We start from the raw sequence: 19,043 nt of genomic DNA, 5'->3' as shown, positions 1-19,043 counted from the left end.
CCGCTCTTTTTTCACTTCGGTGTTGAGACTTCTTTGGCGTATGCCTGACAGGCCGCGAGGGCAATCAGCCCCCGGTCGCCGTCATCGGTGACGCCGATAATTCGTTGAGCATGCGCTGGGTCAAGTTCGGCTTTTGTGGGGCCATGAACCAGGCCGCCGGTGGCGGTGGTGGCTGACACCGATCTGTTGCCGGCGTCGGTGGTGGCGTCGAGTAGGACTGACAGGCGCAGATCAGCAGTGGCAAGGCGGTCGCGCAGGCGACCTTGATCACGTTGGGCATCACTCAAGGCTCGGTAATGGGTTTGTTCACTGGTGGCCAGGCGCTGCTCGAGCGCGAGGCGTTTGTCCTGTTCGGCACGCTGCTGTGCGGCCGAGGCCAGATTCAGTTGGTTGAGGGTTTCGGTGTGGAGTCGGGCCTGCTCTGCCAGCTGTTTACCGTAGCGCCAATCCTGTACTTGCCAGGTAATGGACGCAGAACCACTGACCAAGACGACCAGCAGCACACCTTTGGCCAGCAGCCGATACGGCGCCGGGATCAGTTCGCCGAGACGCATAGCACCGCCCTCGCCCGCCCCCACAACTCCAACCGATCCTGCAGGCCATTGAGACCGCCATTGATCCTGCGGGTGATCGTGTTGAATTCGTTTTGATCGGCCAGCGCGTTCAGCCCATTCACGGACCAGAACCACGCGGCCGACTCGGCGGCCCACTGCGGCAGCTCCAGCAGTTCAGGCGTGCGCAGCAATCGCTCGTCACCGAACAGCGCCAAGCTGCAGCGCAGATAATTGTCGTGGCCGGTGACCTGGATCAGACCGCGACCGCGGTAGCGCTGACCATCACCATCCGCTGACGGCGTATTGCCCAGTTTCGCAGCCAAGTTGCCGGTGTCGTATTTGCTCAGGTACTGCTCGCCGCCCAGTTCCCGGACGTACTGCAGCTGACCCGACTCGTGACCGACTTGCGCCAGGAACGCGGCTTGGCGTTTCGGCGTGTTGATCTGCCGATGGGCCATGGCTGCGTTGAGGGCGGAAACAAAAACGCCCGCTTGGCGGCGGGCGTTGGGCATGATGCTTTGCAGCTGTTGTTCAGTGATGGACATACAAACTCCAGACGTAAAAAAACCGCACTCAGGCGGCGATGGGATGCGACTACTGCTTCTCGATGTTCACTACCTTGAGGGGTGATTTCGGTCCTTTCTTTTTCTTGCCCTTGGATTTACCGGCTTTGCCGGCATTGCATTCGACCGTGGTGGACCAGCCGGACTGGGTGAATACCTGCTCGACCGAATCCGCCAGGTACTCACCATCAAGCCCGACCTTGAAACCCTGAGCGATGATGGGGCGCTCGGCGAAGATGTCCGTCCGGCCGGGCATCTCAAGCCGCACATCAGCGGTCGAGCGGTTGAACGCTGAAAGACGGGCCTTGGCCGCCGCTTCTGCAGCCGTTTTGTTCGGGTAGATATGGCGGTCGGTATGGACTGCCGGCAGGCCATCCGGTGCGTCATCGTTGTCGATAGTGACCACCGCGAGCATGCCGTTCTTTTTGTCCTGATGCTTGGTGGCCACCGCCTTGTGCGAGTTGCGATCGCCGAGACTGAATTGCCATCGGCTGAGGTCGCGTCGGGTCAGGGTAATGGCGCCGAACGCCTTGCCGCTGGCTGTCTGCCCACCCTGGCGTGGCATCACCAACAGCTTGCCGTCGGCGACCTTGGCCGTGCAGTCGTATTGTTTTGCCAGCCGGGTGATGAAATTGAAATCGGACTCGTTGAGCTGGTCGACCCGGGCGACCTTGGTGGACACCGGACACACCGGCGTCCAGCCATTACGCGCGGCCACGTCAGCCACGATCTTCGACAACGGCACGTCTTCCCAGCTTCCGCTGCGGATGGTCTTGCCGCTGCCACGCATGTCGCTGGCCTTGCCCTTGATCACGATCGTATCGGGTGGGCCTGACACCTCGACCGTGTCCACGGTATAGCTGCCCATGCGCGCCAAGGTCGTTTCGGCGTACCCCAGGTAAATCTCGATTGAGCTGCCGCGACGAGGCAATTGCACTTGCCCATCACGGTCGTCGATACGCAACTCAAACTCGTCGGACTCCATGCCCGGTTTGTCCGAGGTACGCAGTTGCAACAGCCGATCATTGATTTTTGCCGTGACGTCAGCCCCATCGGCGACGATTCGAAATACGGGTGTCATATATTTTTTCCATAAAAAAACCCGCCGAAGCGGGTTTTGAAGGGGTTGTAGCTGCAGGTGTAACAAGGGCTACACATCGACTATAGCTCATCAATTCCAAAGCGAGATGCCTTCTTCAGTTGGCATCGGCAGATCCGGCAGGACGATAATCACGCCCGACCGGAACGGCTGAGGCTCATCGGCCAGTCCCTGATTGGCATCGAGCACGGCCTCGACGCTGCCATTCAGATGGCCGTAAACGTTGTTGCAAATGACATCGAGCATGTCGCCGTCAGACGTCCTGCATGTCGTCGCCATAGCGTTCAAACTCCAAAGTAAAACCCTGTTTGCGCGCAATCCCGCCGTGCAGCAACGCGGACTGTTCCTCGTTGATGTTTTTCAGGCACCACGTCCCGATCACTTCGCCATACCCCGTGGTCAGGGTCAGCGGTTGCAGCCTGGCCCCGATGGAACGCAGCGTGTCGAGCTGCTTTAAACCGCCTTTGAAGCCCGGATAGATCGTGCCCTTGAGCGTCAACTTTTCATCGCCCATACCGATGGCCTGCTTCGCCGGCCGGCGCGTCAGCCGCTCCTGCGAAGCCCAGCGGAATTCGGTCGAACGGCTCAGCTCGTCGAAAGCTGCCGTGTCCAGGTTGAAGTAATACGGCTCAATTTTCGGTTCGCGCGGCTGAATGATCATCAAGTGCGGGAATGGCTTCACCGCCTCCGGCGCCGGCGTGGCCTCCCCGGCAAAGGAACTGGTGGGCACGATGTTGGCCAGCGACGGACTGACCTTGCCGGCGACATTGTTGATCGCCGTGGCCGCCTTGCTCGCCTGCTCCTTCAAAGTACCCAGCCGATCCTGCACTTCAGCCGCCGCGCGGGTGGCGCGGCCGTACACCGCTACCACCTGACCGACCTTGGCCTGAGCCGCGTCGACGCCGCGCATCACTCGCTGAAGTTTGGCGCCGACGGCCGGACCTACAAACGGGATGTTCTCCAGCTCGGACGCGGCGCCGGTCAGTTCGCGGATCGCGCCGTTGACCGGGGTCAGCATGCCGTCAGCACTGCGCCGCCCGGTTTCCGCTGCCTCGACCAAATACTTCAGGCTCGATTGCATTTGCTCCATGTAAGCCATGAAACCTCCTTAGACATGGGGTTCGTCGTACAGCTTGGCGGCGTTACTCTTCGCCGCATCCGCCATCATTCGCTGCATGTGCGGCATCAGATCCTGCGCCAAAGCTTGCGGGTCTTTGACGTCGCCCTGCACCGTGACCGGCATGTTCAGCGAGTACTGAAACTGCTGATCCACCTTGGCCGGAACCGGTTTTTCTGGCTCCTTGGGTTGAATGGCGAGCGCCGCCGACTTGAGCGGCGCCGTCACCGTCATCGAGCGCGCGACATCCCCCAATACCGGACCTTGCTGGCCCGCTGACGCAATCATGAGCGGCGTGACTGGCACCGGCGCCTTTGCCGTTTGTTCGGGCTTTTCATCCTCACCACCGAACAACGACTTGCCCAACGACCCGCCCAGCGCCGCACCGCCCTGACTGCCCAGGTAAGCACCGATCATGCCGCCGATAGCCGTGCCGATGATCGGCACAACCGAACCGATGGCGGCGCCTGCTGCTGCACCGGCCATGGTGCCGGCCAGGTTGCCCGCGGCCGAACCGTAACCTTCGGCTTTTTCGTCCTTGGTCTTGGCGTTTTGAAAGGTTTCAAAAGCCATCGCGCCGGACTCCAGCAGCGTGCCGCCAGGAATGACCTTGGCCGCCTTGCCGACCTTACCGACGGTGCCTGCGACGACGCCGAGCTTGGACAATGCCCCACTTGGAACGGAAGGGACTGATGGCGACGGGATCGAAACAGGGGGACGAGGAACAGATGGGCGAGGACCTCTCGAACTCGGCAACGACCGGCGCCGAGCGCTGCGCCTTGACCCACGTCCACGTCGGCGCGAATCGCCCGACACATCCACACCGCCACCCATAGCGCCGGCATTAACGACGAAAACCTTTTGGACGCCGTCGTTACCTGCATCATTTGCAGCACCAAGGCCACCGCCTGTAGCCGCTTCCTTCACCCGCGAAACAACATCCAGGCCAGTCGCTAACAGATCAAGCTCCCCGGAATCTTTATTGCGGGTTTCGCTCCCACCCCGACCACCGCGCGACCCACGCGCAAGGTTTAACAGCCCCCTGCCGATCTTGACCGTGCTGATGATACCTTTTAAGGCGATCAGCCCTGCTCCGACCGTGGCGATACCGGCAACTACCCCGGGCGCGCTATCCGTAAGCGACGTAATGCCTTTAGTAACCTTGGTCAAAGACTCGGCCACGGTGTCCGTCACCGGGCGCAGCGCATCGCCGATGCTGCGCATGGCATCATCCATCGACTGGGCCATTTCCGCCCATTTTTGCGATGACGACTCGCGCCGCTCGGCAAGGTTCTTGTCGAGGATCCCGGTCGCGTCACGCGAATCGTTTTTGAGCTGGCTGTACAGCGCCTTGTTCTGCATGTAGGCCGACAGCGCGGCCTTGACCTGCATGTCGGCGAATAGGTCGCCGGTGCGCAGGGATTCTTCCAGCGAGGCCATCATGGCCTTGGCCTTTTCAGGGTCGGCTTGCTCGCTGATTTTTGCCGTGGCCTCGGCCATTTTCGCCGCACGCGCCGGATCGGTCGCCTGAATGTATTTCTGAGCCAGCGCCATGCTGGTCTCAAGCGTGGACATACCGTTTTGCAAACCGGTCTGCATCGATCCCTTGTAATCAATACCGGCTTTTTCGTAGGCCTTGACCGTGTCGGTCGAACCGATTTTGCCCATCCAGTTTTTCAGGTTGTTGGCCGCTTCATCCGAACTGCCGGCCTGCTTCATCTGCACCTGTAACATGGCGCCCAGTTGCGTCACCGCGTCCAAGCCAGTGATGCCGTTGCTGGCCATGTTGGCCAGCAGTTCGGGAAACCACTTGGCCATGTCGGCCGCTTCAAAGCTGCCCGCCTGCCCTTGATAAGCAATCGCCTCCAGCGCCTGCTGCATCTGCTTGGGGTCGGTGATCTCGGCGTTCTGCCCCAGGGCGTTGATCATCTTCGCCGTGTCGACGCCGCTGGATCCTTGCCCCACGACAAACTTGGCCGCGACAGGCGCGTATTCCAGCGCCTTGCTCAGGTCCATACCGGCGCCGACCAACTGATTGACCACGTCGGCCACATCGTTGCGCGCCATGCCGGTGTCGCGTGAAGTGTCGATGATCTTGCGCGACATCTCCTGCTCTTGCGGCTTGTTGGCAATGCCGGCCTTGATCGCGATATCCCGCACAATCGCGCCAAAATCAGCGCTGACCTTGGCCGGTACCGCCATGGCACCAACACCGACCACCGCCGCACCGACGGCGCCCTTCATGCCCTTTACGCCAGAATCGATCTGCTGATGCCCCTTGGCTTTCAGCTCGGCCTTGTTGGCCGTCTGCCCCATCGAGCGATAGGCTTTTTCCAACCGGCCGACCTCGATCCCCTGCTTTTTCAAGCTGTCGAGGTTCGAGTTCAAACGGTTGAGTAATTTGGACGCACCGGCCGCGCCGGTGTCGTGAGCCTTCTTCCATTCTTCGCGCAAGCGGATGGTGTCGCCAATCGTGCGCTGCAGCACGCGCGCTTTGTTGCCTTCTGCCTCGAGGCGCTTGATACGCCCGGTCACATCCTTGAACGCGGCGCCGACCGTGGAACTGACGGCGCCGCCGATCACCAGCCCGAGGGCGATTTTGTTTGCCATGTGATGGCCCTCATGTGCCCAGCACTACCGGGGCGGCTCAATCCGTGAGCCACCACACCATTTCCGCGAACGGCATCGACTGGATCTCGGCGGCGGAAAATCCGGTTTCCGCCGCCAGACGTTTCGCCGCCGACTTGATCACGCTGGGGTTAAAGCCCGTCGTCGTTGTCCATGCGAAAATAGCCGGCCTGCAAGCGGTTAAAATCCACCAGCTTCAGCCCCTCCAGATCCGCGACAGACGCACCGGACAACGCGGCAAACAACACCAGCTCGCGCTGCTCGTCATCGCCACCCACTTCACGGTTGGCCGCCCGCACGTCGCCCACGGTCGGTGAACGCAGGGCCAGCTTGTCGACGGTCACGCCGTTGATCTCGCTCGGGCACGACAGCGTCACCAGCACCTGATCGGTGGTCAGCGACAACCACGCCGGCATCGAGTCCGAATAATCGGTTTTCGGTACCAGGTGCGAATACGCCGTTTGCACGCGGCGATAATCCGTCAGCTTGAGGCCTTCCAGATCCTTCAGCCCGACTTCGGCGAGACCTGCGAACAGCATCAGTTCGCGCTGCTCATCATCGCCGTTGGCAGCACGATTGGCCGCACGCACTTCACGCACGGTAGGGTTACGCAGGTTCAACGTCTCGACGTCGACACTGTTGGCCTTGCTTGGACGGGTCAGCGTTACGACCGCACCGAGCGCACTTAGCGACAGCCAGGCCGGCAGGTTTTTAGCGATTACTTGAGTCATCTGAATCTATTCCTTACAGGCCGAGCGCCTGGCGCACTTCGAGGAGTTGGTCTTTGCCGTCGATCACCTGGATGCCGGCGACCATGTCGATCTCGTACATCAGGCGCCCGTCGATTTCGAGCTTGTAGTACGTGACCGCAACGGCGTGTTTGATCTCGGCAGCATCACCGGCTTTCCAGTCACCGAGATCGACCTCTTTGAGGCGACCGCGCAGGGTGGCAACGACCGCTGTCACCGCGCCCTTTTGACCCTTGAAGGCACCTCGGAACGTGGCGTTGAACGCCGTGCCGTCAGCCAAGCCGAAGTACTTCAGCGACTCGCGGCGCACGCCTTTGGTGACAAACGAGGCTTCCATTTTTTCAAGCCCCTGATCCATATCGATGGGGCCAGCCATGCCGCCGCCACGATATTCGTCGGTCTTGGTGGTCAGCTTGGGCAGCGTCAGGCTCGGCACGTCGCCGGAAAAGTTCACGCCGTCGACGAACAGGTTGGTGTTGTACAAAGTCTGAGGAATCATTGGTTACGCCCCCCTTAGGCTGCTTCAAGCACTTCGGTCATCCACTGGTCGGTGACTTCGAAAAGGAAATTCGGGTTTTCTGCCGGCGGCACGTCGGTGAAACGGATGCGCCAATACACCTTGCCCTGCGCGATCTGGCTGGCCGTGTTCAGTTCGGTGTCGGGGAACACTTCGAAGTTGATGATCGCGCCCTGGGCTTTCAGGTCGGCCATGAACGCGTTGAGACCGTTGGTGACATCGGTCACGTAGGTCTTGGTGATCGAGCGGTCGACCGCCCATTTGTGCCCGGCCTGCACCGCGTCCATGAGGATGAACAGCGTGCGAACGCGTGTAACGAATGCCCACTTCGGATCGCTCGACAGCGTGCGGTTGCCCCACAGGCGGTAACCATCGTCGCGAATGATCGTGGTGATATTGGCATTGTTGAGCAGGTTGGCCCGGCAGGTCTCGTCGCCGTCCAGGTACTCGACCGCACGACCGGTACCGGTGATGCCGGTCAACTCCTTGTTCGACGGCGACGCCCAAAAACCGTATTCAGCATCCGTCCAGGCGAACAGCCCCGCCGCCCAAGCCGAACCGGGCGCGTCGACGGTCTTGCTGGTGATGGTGTCCCAATACTTGACGCCCGGGTCGACCATGAACAGGTTGCGACTGCCGAAGTTATCGGCGTAGGCCATAGCGGCTTCGTCGGTGGTGCCCGGGCCGTCGATGATGCCAATGGCGCGCAGCTTCTGCGCCAAGCTATCGAGCGCCGTGGCCACCGCCTGAGTCGCGGTGTGGCCTGGCGCGATCAGCAACCGTGGCTGCGCATTGAACAGGCTTTTGCCGTCGAGCAGCGCCTGCAAACCGGTGCGCTGACCCGAGGCCAAAACGCCGCCGATGATCGCCGAGGTTTGCAACGCGGCGTCTTCGAGCTTGGCCACGCCGATGGCGACGATCACCGCCTTGGCTTTGACGTAGATGGCCTGACAGGCCTTGGTGATCGCCGAGTCGGCGCCGAACGCAGCGATGGCTTCGCGCTCGGTGGTGATCAACTTCAGTTCGCCCGCCTTGGCCGTACCACGGCCGAGGACACCCGGGGTGAAGGTATCGCATAGACCGATGATCGATGACGACGGCAGCGAGATAGTGCGCGCGCCAGTGTCGACCGACGTGGTCGTGACGCCGTGGAAAAAACTCATAAGGGTCAGTCTCCGGAAACGAAAAAGCCCCGCGTAAGCGAGGCTGTGAGGGTGATGGTGATGGTGATGGTGATGGTGATGGTGTTACGCGTAACGGAATGAAAAACGCCCTGCAAGTGCGGGGCGTTTAGGGGGTTTGGCTGGCCACCCATTCGGGAACGACCGGCCGAAACTCTTCGGCAGGAAACTCAATCTGTGCCGGCCAATCTCGCAGCGCCTTGATATAGGCCAGTAGTTCGGCATATTGCTCAGCGGTCTGCGTTGTATCGCTACCGATTTCGATTTCGTCACGGTGACGATCTCGCAGCCAAGTGATGCGGATAATCTCCGCGTCACGCCATGCCCGCTCATCCCGCACCAGCTCATCGGGCGTTACTTCCGGCACAACCAGAATCGGCAATCCTTCCGCATCATGGCTGCGCACCATGCCTGGCTCAGGATCTGCGATTACAGCTTGATAGCGCTCTTTGCTGATAGGCAGCGCGTCCTCGGGCATTTGCCCATCATGCATACCTTCCAGATAGGTACATCCCGTGCTTTTCGAGTAATACATTTTGGCAGACGCCATTTTTAACTCCCCAGTGCAAGCCAACGGTAGTTGGCCGCGCCACCACCGCCGGAAAAGTGATAGACAGTGATCGCCGTTTTACTGGCCGCATTCACACCGCCGCACAACGCCGACGTAAAGTTTCCCGATCCGTTTGGCGTGATAAAAGCATTCAGAATTGCATTCGGAAAAGCGAGGGGAAGCGGCACCGAAACGGACGAACCGCTGTTAATCAGAACCGTAGACCCCCACTGCAAAATAAACCCGCCAAGCCAGCTCGGTAGCGCGATATAACCATTGGCGCCCAAGCTGATTTGAAAGCCAAAACGGAGCTTTTTCGGGGTCACGATCGTAGCGTCATCGGAGCCGGCATCGGTCTGCGACTGGGTAGCAATCTTGGCAGTGCCGAGCTTGATTTCCGTGGCCTGCGTCGCCAAAGCCGCGAGTGCGGCAATGTCGATATTTCCCTGATTGATTGGCGCGTTCCAGGCCTTAATGCACCACACGACAGCAATGTTTCGTGGCCGTGCGCCTAACAGCGCCTGACTACTGAACACGCTAGAGCCGATGGTAAAGCCGACGCCGGGCTGGTCGTTGTCCTGTACGACAATGCCCACATTAGGGTAAGGCCCTTCGGTCAGCAGATCGCCCCCGACCGATCCGCGCATATTCGCGTAGTCGCCTAGCTTGTAGCCGGTGGTAGTGAGTTGCTTGGCCAGCCCGTTGGACGCTACGGCGTCAACCGCGACAGCAGTTGCATTTTGCCAGCTTCCAATAGCACGGCCCGCATCCACACCACGCCCATGATCCCAACCGCGCAGGAATTCGCCGCGCGAATCCGGCAAACGGAAATTGCCCGCGCCCTCGTCACCCTTGTTGAAGGTCGTGCCTAGGTACGCCGCCAGATCGGGATAAACCGCAACGCTCTTGACGCTGCCGTCCAGCTCCAGAAAACCGGGCGCCACCTTGTCCAACGGAAAAACGACCGTTGCACCCACAGGCAAGGCCGAAGCCTGGGCAATCATCGCCTCGATTTCGGCCTTGGTGTAGCTGTCCTTGATACCCATGGCGGCGAGCGTTTCCGGGTTGTCACCCGATACGACAATTCCGCGATCGTTGACCTTGAGCCGGGTGAATTCGCCCGGCGCCTTATTCTTCGGCAGCACTTCCAGAATGGCCGCGTCGACGTAGGCCCGCGAGGCCAGCACAATCGCTGGGTCAATCTTGAGCTGAATGTTCCCTGCGCCGGTGACAATAAAGTTCATCCGCACGATTTGCGTGCGGCCCGAGCCTTGCGACAGCAGCGGCTTGAAGCTCGGCGCGCAGTTGGCCACCGCTACCAGATCGCCGTCTGCATCGTAGAGACCGATTTCGCGGATCCACTTACCGCCCTCGTCGGCCGGGATGATCTGCTCGGCGATGATCACCGCCGGGTTGACCGGGTCAATCTTCAGTTGGTTGAGCGGCTTACGACGCCACTCGTTGAGCAGCTTAGTTTGACTGGCCGACGGCACCGGATTGGGCGGATCAGCCAGCCCGCTCGGGTTGGCATCCCCCACGCCCATTTGCGTGATTAGCCAGGGAATGCCGAGCGCGTCGGCGTTCGCCTGCTTGGCCATCCCCACATCCGTAAGGATCGCGAAAAACTGCGAATTCGCATCAATCATAATAAACGTCCAGGGTATCAATGGTGTGTTCGCGACCGACCACGCCAAAGCTGCCAGTGACCTCAATGTCACGCATGACGGGTGGGTAAACGTCGATTTCGTCGCCTTCGTAGAGGGACACGGCGATATTCAAATCGCCTTGCGTTTCCAGGCTGATCGCCAGCCCGGTCAGTTGCCGGGTGACGGGCTTGGCATCGTCAATCAGGCGCTCAAGCTCCTGATACATTTCCTCAGTGATTCCCGTATCCAGCACCCCGACCTTAAGCGCGAAGGTGCCCGGCACGCCCTCAGGCACCGTGTTGAACCACTCGACAATCTCGATCAGGTAGCCGAGCGGCTCGACCACGCGGCGCAACGCGCCGATGGTGCCTTTGTGCTTGTGGATGTAGTACGACGCCTTGATGGCCGCGCGCTTGGTTGCTTCCGTCCAGCGGTAATCCCAGCGATCCACCGACCACGCCCATGCCAGGTGCGGCAGTAAATGGACCGGGCAGGTATCAGCGTTGTAGAGGTCGCGCAGAGGAATAATCGTTTTTTCGAAGAACGCGCCCTCCATGGCCCGTTCCAGTTGCGTGCTGTTGAGCGGCAGTAGACTTTTCATATCAGCCCGCCAGCCTCACGTTGTAGCGCGTACAGAACGCCGCTTGCGCTTTCGTCGGGGCCAGATCCTGCCACCCGACCAACTCAACCCGGGCAACGCCGGCAACGTGCAATTGAGCGTCAATAGCCGAGCGGGCGACCTCGACGCCCAGCCGCTTGCGTGGATTGATCCAGGCTGCCAAGCGGCTTTTCGCCTCGGCCAAACTGGCATCCGCTTCCGGGCCGGCGCTGGCCATGTGCAAAATGGCGTCAATCTCGTAACGGATCACCTCTGCGCTCTGCACAGTCACCCGATCACCGACCGGTCGCACGTCATCGTCATTCAAAGCAGCGGCCACCGTCGCCAGCAGTTCCGGCGGCGCTTCGCCCTCCCCGTCCAACCCCAACACCGTGACCGTGACGTAACAAGGCTCCGGACTTTCAGCCGTGGCATCTGCCACCATCCCAGAGGCGTTACGCGCATGCAGGATGTAGCTGTTACGCGGGCCGGCCGTGGTCAAACCCTCATAGGCCAACTGGATGCGCTCGCGAAACGGATCGTCGTCTTCCATGACCTTGGGCACCGGTGGTACCGCCAGCAGATCCTCGGCCTGAATGACCAGGCGCGTCAGATTGACGTTTGCGCCCAAGTGATCAAGGTCACCGCGAATGGCATGCGCCAGTAACAGCGCTTTGCCGGCGTCATTGACTCGGGCGCGGTTGCCGACCTTGTTGTAGGCCCCGACCTCAAGCACTTTGACCACTGGATCGCTTTCCAGCGCGGCCGTCCAGTTTCCGCCCATGTACCCGCGAAACACGCTCAACCCGTCCTGATAAACCTCTTCGAAGTCCAGAGGTTCCAGCACGGTCGGCGCTGGCAGCGACGACAGATCCACGGTACTCATGCGGCCACCTCCAACGTGACGCTGTCGCCCAGGTACTTCCCGACGATTTGCAAATTGATTTGTCCGCCAATGACGGAAATGACTCGCACCTGATCCAACTTTAAACGCGGCTCCCAGCGACCCAGAGCGCGTGCGACCTCTGCCTGTACGGCGCTTTTCCAGCCTTCGTTGATGGGCAAATCGATAAACCGCCGTAGCTTGCTGCCGTATTCCATGCGATGCCGACGACTGCCCAGCGGCGTGCTCAAGATGTCGGCAATGGATTGGCGCAGGTGCTCGATGCCGGATATGGGTAGGCCGGTCTGGCGATCCATTCCGATCATCGATGTCACTCCTTGAACGGCTCGTATTCGTCGCTGGCTTTCAGGAATTTGACCGCCTCGATGTCGGAGGCCGGCACCACGACCGTCGCCTTCTCCACCGGATAGGAACGGTCGGTACCGGGCACAATCACCAGTCGCGACGTGTAGAGCTTGTCGCGGAATTTCAAGGACTCAGGCGATGAGTAAGTTGAGGATGACAATGCCGGTTCCGAGGACGTTTGCGCATCGGTTGAGGTCATATCGATCTTGGCCATGTGGTTCTCCAGGCATGAAAAAGCCCGCACTTGGCGGGCTGGATGAATGTTTGGGTTAATGCTTGTGGTGGTTGTCGCTGTTGCCGGCGGCCATGATGTTGCCAGCGCCGTCGATGTTGCCCGTTACGGATAACGGGCCGTCGATATTGACAGGCCCTTTGATATTCACTGTCGCTTCAAGATCAATCGTTCCCGACTTCACCGTTACCGCGTTATCCGTAACGACGACGTTCGTGCCGCCGACCTTGATCGCCACCGTGCCACTCGGCAGGGTGATGGTGTAAGACTTGGCCTGCCAGTCGTAGACCAGCGAGCCGCCATCATCAAAACGCCAGACCTCGACATGGTCGCGATTATCTGGCGGCGGCCCGGCATTGCCATACAAGCCCGGGACAAACGTGCCTTGTGACACGTCACCGCTGGGACTGATCAAACTGCCCTGCTCGCCCAAAGACGGCGCCCGCCAGTGCCTTGCCTTGCCGGCGGCGATGCTGTGCCAGCGCACCCAAGCGCTGACCCATTCACTGCCGTCTGACACGCGACACACCGGCGGCGATGCGGACAGATCCACCGCGACCACGTAGCAAGCCTTTACAGCCCCCGCAATCATGCGGTCATGCTGGGCGCTCGCGTAGCCGCTCACATCGCCTCCGCAGGGACAAAGTCCTCTTTGACGTCTTCCTGAAAGCCAATTAGCAACATCCCCGGCGGTTCGTCCGGCCAGAGCCATTCCTCCGGGCCGAGATAGACTTGCTGAGTCCACTCCACCAGCCACACGGTGTATCCATCCAGGTGCGGCTGGGTCCAGTCCTGCAGCGATTGCACAAACTCGGCGGGTTCTACTGCCAACCCCCACGTCTGCGCACGCAGCAGCACCGCCAACTGGGTCGCCAATTGCACGGCCTGTTGATGATGGTGCGGCTTGATCGGGTCAACAATGATCCGAGCCTCGGACTTACAGACCAGCGAGGTTTCGCCGGTGCCGATATCGGTACCCGGCTCGATCTCAGCCACTTCAAGAAACACCGCCGGCAGCAACACGCGATCCTTAATGTCTGGCCAGGTTGTGACGTCCTGCACACCAGGCAAGTGGGCACGCAGATGCTGTTCTACCGCCCGATAAAGCTGGTCCAGGCTGAACGGTTCGTCAGACATTGCCGATCCTCTTGAGGTATTTCTGCAGCTCAAAGTTGAGTTCTTGTTTGAGAATCGCCAACAGGATCTCGTCTGCCTTTTTGACCCAGCTGTCGAAATGCGGGCGGGCTTGCTCCAGCGACACCTTGGCTTTGGCCAACGGGAAACGACTACCGTTTTCGGCGACCCAGCCCGAACTCGGCCCGCGACCGGGGGAGACCGTGCTGTCCGGGTAGTCGTCCGCGTTGAAATGCTTGCTGGCCGTACGGATCCAGATGTCGGGCTTGTTGCCGTAGACCTTCTTGAGAAAAGCCCCTTCGTAACGCCGCCCCGCCACCGACACACCGCTACCGGTCTGCCGCGCCCGGCCGATCCGGCTGGATTCGATGGTGTTCAACCCGAACCATAATTTGCCGCTCGCGGCCGCGCCGGAAACTGGATAGCTGCGCAACCGCTGACGCACCGCTGCTACGGCAATGCGCTCTGACCGGCTGACGGCTCGGGCAATGTGCGTGCGCAACCGTCCCAACGTTTTGTTGATCGCGCGCCGATGCGCCGCAGCAGCCGCTTTCGGCACCACCTTGGCAAAGTCCTGGAACGCTTGAAAATGTGCGGCCGAGGACTGGATGGAGATCATCCCGCCCCCGGCCGAGGGTTTGAAATAGCTGCCGACGCTCATGGCCGTAACCTCAGAATCAGAGCGACCAGCCCGTCACCGCTCGGTTCGAGCTGGATCAGGTCGTAGTCACCGCCGCCGTCCAAGGCAGGCAAGTCAACGCTGACCAGCATGCCCTGCTGCAGACCTTGCGAATCGCTGACGCGAATCTCGAAGCGCGGCTCGCGCAAACCGGTGTTGAGCTTGCCAAATTTGGGCTGCAGCCAAGGCGCGGAGAACATGCCGAAAACTGGCTCTTCGCGACCCTCAATCCGTGCGGTATCCCCCAGCGTTTCGAACACCACCGCATCGACCTCGGCGATAAGATCGCGAAAGCCCATGGTCAAAGCTCCAACAGGATCTGCGCCAGCGGTCGCGTGCACAGGTGCAGCGGGTTCGATTGAGCCTCGCCCAGCATGCCTTTGTTGAACGGCATCGGTTCGATCTTGCTGTAGTACGGTACGCCCTCGGTGTTGACCGTCTCCATGTAATCAGCCGGTGCAAACACCGAGATGTACAGATCGGGTACGCCTTCGGGAATCAGCAATGCTTTATCGTCGTGGACGAACGACACACCAGCGATCTTGCCGCGATAACGCTCCCAGACAATGCCGCCGAACTCGAAGCTTTCACGAGCATCACCGCGCAACGCTGCGGCTTGCTGGGTGTTGAGGAAAGTCTCCTTCACCTTTACGTTTGTCAGGAGTTGATTCCAGAAATTCTTACCGCAGAACGCTCTGGAACCACTGCTGGTGATACTGCCTAGCTGTTCTTCCTGCAGATCCAGCGCTTCACCGCACTTAACGCGAAATTCCGTGTCAGGATTGTTGAGTCCCATGGACATTTTTTTGCGGGTCACACCGAAAGTTTTGTAAATGTCGAGCAACACGGTTTTGCCATCCGCGTCCAGGATCTGGCCGTTCAGCGCACCCATACGCTGGAATTCGTGCGTAGCATCGAGCTGTCGACGAGCTTTACCCAAACGCTTGTTGACCACGTCCTGCACGGCTTGCAGTTCCGAACGGGTGCCAAAGGCGCGAATGCCTTGGATCTCATCGGCCTTGATGGCGAAGCGTTGAGGTAGGTGCACGGTGTTGAACGGGATCAGATTGCGCTTGCTGCCACCGACGACCAGTCCTGATGTGCCACGCTCACCGGCTGGTACCAGGGCCAGGGTGTCGCCGTCCTTTTCGATCTGGACCGTCAGGGTGGTAATGCCCTCCTCCTGAAACAGACCGAGGCTGCTGATGCGACCCGGGAGGTATTCCTGTTCGTTGATGGCGGCGGTCAGCGAAGAGACCGAGAATGCGTCATCGTTAAAGATTTCAATGTCAGCCATGAAGCTATCTCCAGAAAACAAAAAACCCGCACAGGGCGGGCTGGATAATTGGTGGCGATCGCCTTTAGCGGACGATCAGGAAGTGGGTGGCCAGCGCTTTTTCGGCTGCCGGATCCAGGCCTGTCAGGTGCGCTTCGCTGACTTCGGCCAGCCGCACCACAGCACGACCGCGCCGAACCACGTCCGATTCACCCAGCGGACCGTAGAGAATGGCGATAGCGTTTTCGCTGCCGTCTTCGGCCGTTGGGTTGTACGGGGCAAATTCGCCGGTCAGGCTAACTAAACCGAGGATCTGCCCCGGCTCTAATGCAGGGCCGGCGGCGACGTTGATTGCCTCGCGGGAAATGGTGCCAGCCGCTTCGGACAGGAGAAATTCACCTGCATGCATCGGCTCTCGTTGGATCGTCATCGTCTTGCTCCTGTAGCGGAATGGGATTTACCTGTGTGGGCAGCTTGGCGGGCCGACCAGATAGATGGCTGATCAATTTTCTTGGCTTGCACCTTAGGTGCCGGGTCATCGTCCAGTGGCAGGCTGTTGTCGATCTCAAAGCCCTTGCCGCTGGTGACAATCTTGTCGAAGAGACGCGCACGCACCGCCGCCGCATCCAGACCGGCCGCGACATACTCGGCGCTGAATTCCGGCAGACGCGCGGCCACGCAGAGGTCGTTCACCGCCTTGGCGCGTGCCAGCCCCGCCAAAACGATCTCTTCGCTTTCAAGCTGAGTGGACTTGAGCAGTGGCTCGACCAGGTTGCTGATGCCCGCCGTTGTGCAACGCTGAGTGATCATCAGTGCCAACTTGGCCGAGTCGACCACAGGCGGCACCAGCGGCGGATCCACAGGTTCCGGTTCAGGTTCAGGATCTGGTTCAGTTGGCTCGTCGAGCTGCGCTACCAACTCAGCCGGAGCGTGCTGGAACCGTTGCAACACCGCGCCTTGACCGAGGCATGCTTTGACCTTGATGCCGTCGCCGACTTCGTCTGCAAGACCAAGAGCCACCGCTTCGTAAGCAGTCAGCCAGGTTTCGGCATCAACCATCCGCCGCAGCTCGGCATCATCGATGTCGGGCGCCTTGGCCTTATAGGCCGCGATGATCGCCTCCAAGGTTTGATCCAATACATCAGCGACCCGCCGGAAGTCCTCAGCGCCACCGCCTGCATAGGTGTATGGGTTGTGAATCATCAACATGGCGTTCGCCGCGATGACTACGCGGTGTGCACCGCACACGGCGACACTCGCGGCACTGGCAGCAAGCGCATCGATTCGTCCGGTGCAACGTTCGCCCAGACGTGACAGCGCGTTGTGCATGGCCAGACCGTCAAACAGGTCACCGCCGATACTGTTGAACGCGGCGATCACCGGAGACACACCGTCATCCATGGCGCGCAGATCCTGCACGAACTGGTTGGCAGTGATGCCCCACGCGCCGATCTCGCCATAGACGAAAACCTCGATCACTCGCTCGGTGGCCTCTCCGCTGGCCTGCAGGGCGTACCAGGTCTTGTCCTGAACTTCGACGCGTTTGCCTGCGCGGTTGTAAATGCGCGGTCGCGCTTTCTTGCTCATGGTTGCTCCTTGTCGTCGGTGTCTTCGACGGCATCAAGGGTGTTGTAGTTGAGGCCCAGTTTTGTGGCCCGTGCCAGATCGGCGGCGTTTTCAAGATCGACCGTTTCGGCGTCGTAGCCGGTGCGCAGCACCATCTCGCTGCGAGAGGAAAAGCCGGCCTGTACTTCCATCCGGCGTGCCTGCACGTCCTGCACCGGCTGGATGTAGGCCCAGCCTTGTGGCACCCAGCGAGTGCGCAGGTACTGACGGCGCTTCTGTGCGTAATCGTCCAGTACCAGAACACCCGACAGAACGGCCATGTCCATCCACGCGGCACGCACCGGGCGGCAGAGTTGATGGACGTACACGCTGAACTGCAGCTGTTCCAGGCGGCGTCGGAACTCGTTGAGCACCACCCGCAGCGCTCGGTCGTTGATCCCGCGCATGTCGCCGGTGAGGATCTCGTAAGGCGTACCGCTACCCGCCGCTGCAGCCATCAATTGCTGCCGCATGAAGTCCGGGTAGTTGTTGCCCGCGTCTGGTGGTTTGGAGAACTCAACCTCCTCTCCTGCCCCCAGCTCCTGCATCGTGCCGGGTTCGAGCGCGACCATCGGGGTGAAGCCGTCGCGATCCAGATCCAGCAACGCGCCGGTGACTGGATCGCGGGGCGTCTGCCCCGATTCCGGCGCCGGGCGCTTGATGAAACCAGCGAACAGGTTGGCCACTTCCTGCCGGAACAACACGGCGTCGTCGTAGTTGTCGAGACTGCGCAGACGTTTGAGTACCGGCGATAATCGCGGCACACCGCGCAGCTGGCCCGGCTCGACCGGTTCGAAGATGTGCAGAACCTGAGCGGCCGGCACGCGCACCAGTTGGTTGTAGCCGGCGTTCAGCGAGGCCGCATCGCGCGGATGCGACAGGTACATGTGGTACGCCACCCGCTTGCCGCCGGGGGTGAACTCGATGCCGGCGCGGATGACGTTGCCGTTTTTGGTGGATTCGAATTTGTCGTGCGGTACAAACTCCGGTGCGAGGATCTGCAACTGGAGCGGAACCGCCAAGCCTTCATCCAGGCTGCGAGGACGCAACCGGACGAAGCATTCGCCCGAGGTTTCCACCGTGCGCGCCACCAGCGCCTGCTGGCCGTAGAAGTCGGTTCGGTCATCGGCGTCGGACTCATCGACCCAATCGCCCCACAGTTCCTGCAGCAGCTTGCGCAAGGCATCATCGTCAGTCGTCGGCCGAGGGGTGATGCCGGTGCCGATCAGATTGCTGACGCGCTTGTCGATGACGTTGAAGGCATACGGATCATTGCGAACCGCTGCCCGAGAACGCGACCGCAGGTTGCGCAGTGCCGGGGTGTTGATGCTGTTGATCCCATTGTCGGGAGCGTCCCAGCCAGTGGATCGGCGGCCCTCACCAGCGCCTTCGTAACTGGCTTTAATGTTGGACGGCAGCACAAATCCGTTACGGGTCAGCGTCGGAAAATGGCGGGCCATCAGACCCCCTTCCCTGCGTGGAACAGCCGGACCACGCGCGAACGTGGCCCGGCCGCGCTGACCAGCGACGAACGAATTTCTTCGCGAGCCCTAAGCAGTTCATCGACGGTGCGGTACTCCACGGTGCGGTCGGTGTAGCGCACAGTTTTTTCACCGCGAGCAATGGCCGCCTCAACCGCGTCGAGGTGCTTCTGGGTAAATGACAT

Annotated in this window: 24 protein-coding genes; all 24 read right to left on the bottom strand. The window is 60.5% G+C overall.

What is annotated here, in order from left to right; genetic code table 11:
- Window positions 1–11: 11 nt before the first annotated feature.
- Window positions 12–554 carry a lysis system i-spanin subunit Rz gene (locus tag CXF97_RS10980; RefSeq protein WP_101158513.1) on the bottom strand — a complete coding sequence of 181 codons (543 nt, stop codon included), beginning with the start codon at window positions 552–554 and terminating at the stop codon, window positions 12–14.
- Window positions 536–1,099, bottom strand: coding sequence for a glycoside hydrolase family 19 protein (locus tag CXF97_RS10975; RefSeq protein WP_101158512.1), 564 nt, complete (start codon window positions 1,097–1,099; stop codon window positions 536–538). The genes CXF97_RS10980 and CXF97_RS10975 overlap by 19 nt, the downstream gene beginning before the upstream one ends.
- 49 nt (window positions 1,100–1,148) lie before the next feature.
- Window positions 1,149–2,198, bottom strand: coding sequence for a phage late control D family protein (locus CXF97_RS10970; protein WP_101158511.1), 1,050 nt, complete (start codon window positions 2,196–2,198; stop codon window positions 1,149–1,151).
- Window positions 2,199–2,288: 90 nt separating this feature from the next.
- Window positions 2,289–2,495, bottom strand: a complete 207-nt coding sequence (locus tag CXF97_RS10965) for a tail protein X (RefSeq protein ID WP_073472996.1) — start codon at window positions 2,493–2,495, stop codon at window positions 2,289–2,291.
- The gene (locus CXF97_RS10960; protein WP_101158510.1) at window positions 2,470–3,315 is read right to left on the bottom strand and encodes a phage tail protein; all 846 of its coding nucleotides are present in this window, start codon (window positions 3,313–3,315) and stop codon (window positions 2,470–2,472) included. Before CXF97_RS10960 ends, CXF97_RS10965 begins: the two co-directional genes overlap by 26 nt.
- 9 nt (window positions 3,316–3,324) lie before the next feature.
- Complete coding sequence (locus tag CXF97_RS10955; protein ID WP_101158509.1) at window positions 3,325–5,943, bottom strand: phage tail tape measure protein; 2,619 nt, start codon at window positions 5,941–5,943, stop codon at window positions 3,325–3,327.
- Between the two features lie 149 nt (window positions 5,944–6,092).
- Entirely contained in the window at window positions 6,093–6,692 is a 600-nt protein-coding gene (locus tag CXF97_RS28765; RefSeq protein ID WP_101158508.1) for a phage tail assembly protein, read from the bottom strand.
- Window positions 6,693–6,705: 13 nt separating this feature from the next.
- Entirely contained in the window at window positions 6,706–7,209 is a 504-nt protein-coding gene (locus CXF97_RS10945) for a phage major tail tube protein (RefSeq protein WP_101158507.1), read from the bottom strand.
- 14 nt (window positions 7,210–7,223) lie between these two features.
- A complete protein-coding gene (locus CXF97_RS10940) occupies window positions 7,224–8,390 on the bottom strand; it encodes a phage tail sheath family protein (protein ID WP_101158506.1) in 1,167 nt (388 codons plus the stop codon).
- Window positions 8,391–8,517: 127 nt separating this feature from the next.
- Window positions 8,518–8,958, bottom strand: a complete 441-nt coding sequence (locus tag CXF97_RS10935) for a phage tail assembly chaperone (protein ID WP_256589763.1) — start codon at window positions 8,956–8,958, stop codon at window positions 8,518–8,520.
- Window positions 8,959–8,960: 2 nt separating this feature from the next.
- Window positions 8,961–10,604, bottom strand: a complete 1,644-nt coding sequence (locus tag CXF97_RS10930) for a phage tail protein (RefSeq protein ID WP_101158505.1) — start codon at window positions 10,602–10,604, stop codon at window positions 8,961–8,963.
- Window positions 10,597–11,205, bottom strand: a complete 609-nt coding sequence (locus tag CXF97_RS10925; protein ID WP_101158504.1) for a phage tail protein I — start codon at window positions 11,203–11,205, stop codon at window positions 10,597–10,599. The genes CXF97_RS10930 and CXF97_RS10925 overlap by 8 nt, the downstream gene beginning before the upstream one ends.
- A gap of 1 nt (window position 11,206) precedes the next feature.
- A complete protein-coding gene (locus tag CXF97_RS10920) occupies window positions 11,207–12,088 on the bottom strand; it encodes a baseplate J/gp47 family protein (RefSeq protein ID WP_101158503.1) in 882 nt (293 codons plus the stop codon).
- Window positions 12,085–12,411: a GPW/gp25 family protein gene (locus CXF97_RS10915; protein ID WP_101158502.1), complete on the bottom strand. Its 327-nt coding sequence runs from the start codon at window positions 12,409–12,411 to the stop codon at window positions 12,085–12,087. Before CXF97_RS10915 ends, CXF97_RS10920 begins: the two co-directional genes overlap by 4 nt.
- A gap of 5 nt (window positions 12,412–12,416) precedes the next feature.
- Entirely contained in the window at window positions 12,417–12,665 is a 249-nt protein-coding gene (locus CXF97_RS10910; RefSeq protein WP_256589762.1) for a hypothetical protein, read from the bottom strand.
- A 55-nt stretch (window positions 12,666–12,720) separates the two neighbouring features.
- Window positions 12,721–13,275 (bottom strand): phage baseplate assembly protein V, encoded by a 555-nt coding sequence (locus CXF97_RS10905; protein ID WP_101158740.1) that lies wholly within the window; start codon window positions 13,273–13,275, stop codon window positions 12,721–12,723.
- A 29-nt stretch (window positions 13,276–13,304) separates the two neighbouring features.
- Window positions 13,305–13,820 (bottom strand): hypothetical protein, encoded by a 516-nt coding sequence (locus CXF97_RS10900; protein WP_101158501.1) that lies wholly within the window; start codon window positions 13,818–13,820, stop codon window positions 13,305–13,307.
- Window positions 13,813–14,478 carry a hypothetical protein gene (locus CXF97_RS10895; RefSeq protein ID WP_101158500.1) on the bottom strand — a complete coding sequence of 222 codons (666 nt, stop codon included), beginning with the start codon at window positions 14,476–14,478 and terminating at the stop codon, window positions 13,813–13,815. Before CXF97_RS10895 ends, CXF97_RS10900 begins: the two co-directional genes overlap by 8 nt.
- Window positions 14,475–14,795 (bottom strand): hypothetical protein, encoded by a 321-nt coding sequence (locus CXF97_RS10890; protein ID WP_101158499.1) that lies wholly within the window; start codon window positions 14,793–14,795, stop codon window positions 14,475–14,477. The genes CXF97_RS10895 and CXF97_RS10890 overlap by 4 nt, the downstream gene beginning before the upstream one ends.
- A 2-nt stretch (window positions 14,796–14,797) precedes the next feature.
- Window positions 14,798–15,793 carry a major capsid protein gene (locus CXF97_RS10885; protein WP_101158498.1) on the bottom strand — a complete coding sequence of 332 codons (996 nt, stop codon included), beginning with the start codon at window positions 15,791–15,793 and terminating at the stop codon, window positions 14,798–14,800.
- A gap of 64 nt (window positions 15,794–15,857) precedes the next feature.
- Window positions 15,858–16,202 (bottom strand): head decoration protein, encoded by a 345-nt coding sequence (locus tag CXF97_RS10880; RefSeq protein WP_034156291.1) that lies wholly within the window; start codon window positions 16,200–16,202, stop codon window positions 15,858–15,860.
- The gene (locus tag CXF97_RS10875) at window positions 16,199–17,359 is read right to left on the bottom strand and encodes a head maturation protease, ClpP-related (protein ID WP_101158497.1); all 1,161 of its coding nucleotides are present in this window, start codon (window positions 17,357–17,359) and stop codon (window positions 16,199–16,201) included. Before CXF97_RS10875 ends, CXF97_RS10880 begins: the two co-directional genes overlap by 4 nt.
- Window positions 17,356–18,837, bottom strand: a complete 1,482-nt coding sequence (locus CXF97_RS10870; protein ID WP_101158496.1) for a phage portal protein — start codon at window positions 18,835–18,837, stop codon at window positions 17,356–17,358. Before CXF97_RS10870 ends, CXF97_RS10875 begins: the two co-directional genes overlap by 4 nt.
- Window positions 18,837–19,043 (bottom strand): phage head-tail joining protein, encoded by a 207-nt coding sequence (locus CXF97_RS10865; RefSeq protein ID WP_101158495.1) that lies wholly within the window; start codon window positions 19,041–19,043, stop codon window positions 18,837–18,839. The genes CXF97_RS10870 and CXF97_RS10865 overlap by 1 nt, the downstream gene beginning before the upstream one ends.

Source organism: Pseudomonas sp. Choline-02u-1 (genome assembly GCF_002836515.1).
Classification (GTDB): Bacteria; Pseudomonadota; Gammaproteobacteria; order Pseudomonadales; family Pseudomonadaceae; genus Aquipseudomonas.
Note: the sequence above shows the minus strand (reverse complement) of the source record. Positions and strands in the feature narration are given on the sequence as shown.